The following is a 2,975-nucleotide window of genomic DNA, read 5'->3' as shown; positions in this document are numbered from 1 at the left end:
ATAACCGGCAAAGTAGAGCGAGTGCTGGACAATCAGGCTGAACCGGCAGCAAGGCAACTGGTGGCCATTGAGCATAAGCCCGATGGTTCATGGTCAGTGACCGGGGATACCACCAGTAACGCAGAAACCGGCAGCTATACGCTGGACGTGCTGACCGAAGGCGGCGATACCTTTGTTCTGGCGATGGACGAATACGGTGTGCCTTTTACCGCAACGGCCAGCGTGGTTCAGGGTGATCTGATTCATCCCACCATTCCCAATGGTCACGTTTACCGGGTCGAAGCAGGCGGCACCTTGCCAGCCATAGAACCGGAGTGGTGGATTGATACCGGCACTACCCACACCCGAACCATTGAAGGGGATATTACCCTCCGGGCGATTCCTTTCTATCGGCCTCTGGCACACGGTCCCATCAAAGCAGAACTACTGCCATGAGTTATGAGGTTCCCACCGACAGCGCAGAGTTTCGGCTGACCGGGGCTCCCTATGCCGTGTCATCGTCATCTATTGCTGACTTTTCCTTTGACGGTAAGGGGCTGATTTATTTTGCTCCGCCTCCCGGATTGGTTCGCAATTACGAAGGCCAATGGCAAGGGGCGGTCAGTCGGCAGCAGGGCTTTTCTGCGAGCTATTCAATGAGTCGGCCTGTTAGTACTATCCGGCGACAAACTAGCCAGCAGGCAACGCCTCTGCAAGCCTCACCGTTTGGCCTGTTTTGGGGAGCCGTGGCGAAAAAGGAAGTCATGGTCAGTTTTAGTCATGGCCAGAGCCAGAAAAAAGAAGCGACAACCGGCGACCGTTGGCAGCAGCCAGAACCAAAGGAAAGCGGCAAACAGAGTGCATGGGACAAAAGCATTCAAGCGCAGGATCAGCAACAGGCCTCCCCTTGGAATCATCCACCGGAGCGGGATAGCAACGTATCAGAAGGCATGCAGTCGGTTGACCTTTACGGCGCAAGACAGTGGAAAAGCCCTGCCTATATTCACCCACAGCAACCGCTGAACTTTACCTTTCAAGAACGGGAGTATGAGCCACAGGCTAACGGCTCGGTATTCTTCCAGATTGGTGCCTTTGACGAAGAAACCGCAGCTGTCCCCATTGATAGCAAACGCCGCTTTACCTTCCAGAGCAACCGCCGGGAAGATCAGCTGGTCATTCTGCCATGGGGCTTCGGCCAGAAAGCCAAGGATGAAAAGGTAACCGGCAACTATGGCGGCGAGACAGACCCGGACATTGTGGAAAAGCCGGAGCCAGAGCAGCCAGAGATCAGGGAGAGTTATCTGCTTATGAACGTTATCACCACTGTCGTATTGCCTGCCCGTACACCGCTGGAACTGCCCTCAATGGTGATCAGTCTGGATATTGATAGCTTCTCATGGAGCTTTACCGGAGAGCTGTGGGGCGCTTCCAATATCGCACTGGTGGAACCGGACGAGAACGGTCCGAAGCAGATCGAGGTGGATATCAACGGCTGGAAGTGGATCTTCATTATTGAGCGTTACAGCACAAACAGACGGTTCGGGGATGAGCGTTACACCCTCTATGGCAGCAGCCGAACGCAGCTTTTGGCATCGCCTTATGCGCCACAGAGAAGCAAGAGCAACAGCGCCAACCTGAACGCTAAACAGGCCATTACTGAAGAACTGGCGAATACCGGATTCACAGCAAACTATCCTGACCTGAACGATTACAGCACACCCGATTGGATCATGCCCGGAGGCTCATTCAGCTATCAGAACCAGACCGCCATGCAGGTAGTGGCCAAGATCGCTACCACCGCCGGTTCTGTCATTATCCCAAGCCGCAATAACGACCAGGTGAGCATACAGCCCCGTTATCCTGCCAGCCCTTGGCACTGGAACACCGCCACAATGGATAAGATTCTACCTGCGAGCATGGTCATTAGCTTAAGCGCCAATTGGCGACCGGAGCAGGCTTACAATGCGGTCTATGTTTCCGGCACCAATGCAGGCGTGGTGGTCAACGTCAAACGAACTGGGAGCAATGGCGATAACCCAGCTCCCGATATTCTCGAAGACTGGCTTACCGAAACGCAGGTCAATACCGAGCGTGGCCGAAATGAGCTGGCCAAGGGCGGCAACCAGAGCATTACCACCATTGAGCTACCTCTGACCGGCACCAACACGGCACTCGGGTTAATTGAGCCGGGTATGCTGGTAGAGGTTCAAGATATAACAGGGGACTGGCAAGCCCTTTGTCTGGCGACCAGCATCAGTGCAAGTGGCGTGGGGAATGTTGTTCAGTCAGTAGAGCTCGAGCGGCATTATTAAAAAGTGCCCAGTATGGTAATACTGGGACTTAAGCGCATTGGTTTGTCATTAAAACGACAGATTAAACATAGTCTATGGAGGGATTATGGCAACCACCAATATCTGGCAGCAGTTCAAGGCTCTTATTCCTGAAGGCATGCGGGTCATCGCCACCATTACCGCCAACAATGGCAATGGCACCAGTCAGGCAATACTCCGGGATGGTTCGGTGATTACCGTCAAGGGAGAGTATGTGGGTGTAGGAGAGAAAGCATTTATTCAGAGTGGAGAGATAAAAGGTACTGCGCCGAATCTTGCACACTATGAAGTTGAAGTTTAAGACCTAACGATCTCTTCGTCACTGTTTCCAACCCAAGATTCCTCCCGGTTTCCCGACAAAGTTTGACCTGTTGTTTATTTGTCAGCGAGAGATTTAATGCATGTTAAATCGGTAGATTTGTATGATCAACTTCGAAAATGTCTGTTTCCTAACTTTATTCCTGATGGCGGTTCCAAACTAATTTAACTCTATTTGCTACAATTAAGCGACAGATAATGAGTAAATAGAGTAATTATGGCTATGAAAACTACTCATGAAAGCCCTGTTGCATTTGAAACCGACCTCTCTGTCGATTTACTCAGCAAAGCCAGAGCGCTGCATGTGGATGTCCATGCCGTGATTCAACGAGCGGTGGCAGCACAAGC

General features: G+C 52.0%; 3 protein-coding genes. All 3 read left to right on the top strand.

Annotated features, from left to right (window positions below; genetic code table 11):
• Positions 1 to 435 (top strand): hypothetical protein (locus AK963_RS33795; protein WP_202969890.1); only part of this gene is annotated, 435 nt, incomplete at its 5' end.
• A complete protein-coding gene (locus AK963_RS27435; protein ID WP_066018499.1) occupies positions 432 to 2,291 on the top strand; it encodes a hypothetical protein in 1,860 nt (619 codons plus the stop codon). The genes AK963_RS33795 and AK963_RS27435, both read left to right, overlap by 4 nt.
• 85 nt (positions 2,292 to 2,376) lie before the next feature.
• A complete protein-coding gene (locus tag AK963_RS27430) occupies positions 2,377 to 2,610 on the top strand; it encodes a hypothetical protein (protein ID WP_066018498.1) in 234 nt (77 codons plus the stop codon).
• The last annotated feature ends 365 nt before the right edge of the window (positions 2,611 to 2,975 follow it).

It is taken from the genome of Endozoicomonas atrinae, from assembly GCF_001647025.1.
GTDB lineage: Bacteria > Pseudomonadota > Gammaproteobacteria > Pseudomonadales > Endozoicomonadaceae > Endozoicomonas > Endozoicomonas atrinae.
The sequence above is the reverse complement of the archived record's forward strand: the minus strand, read 5'-3'. Positions and strand labels throughout refer to the sequence as shown.

What these genes read in the sequence shown, in the direction of transcription:
- AK963_RS27430 (WP_066018498.1), top strand. Translation starts at nt 2,377, where the DNA reads ATGGCAACCACCAATATCTGGCAGCAGTTCAAGGCTCTTATTCCTGAA.
- AK963_RS27435 (WP_066018499.1), top strand. Translation starts at nt 432, where the DNA reads ATGAGTTATGAGGTTCCCACCGACAGCGCAGAGTTTCGGCTGACCGGG.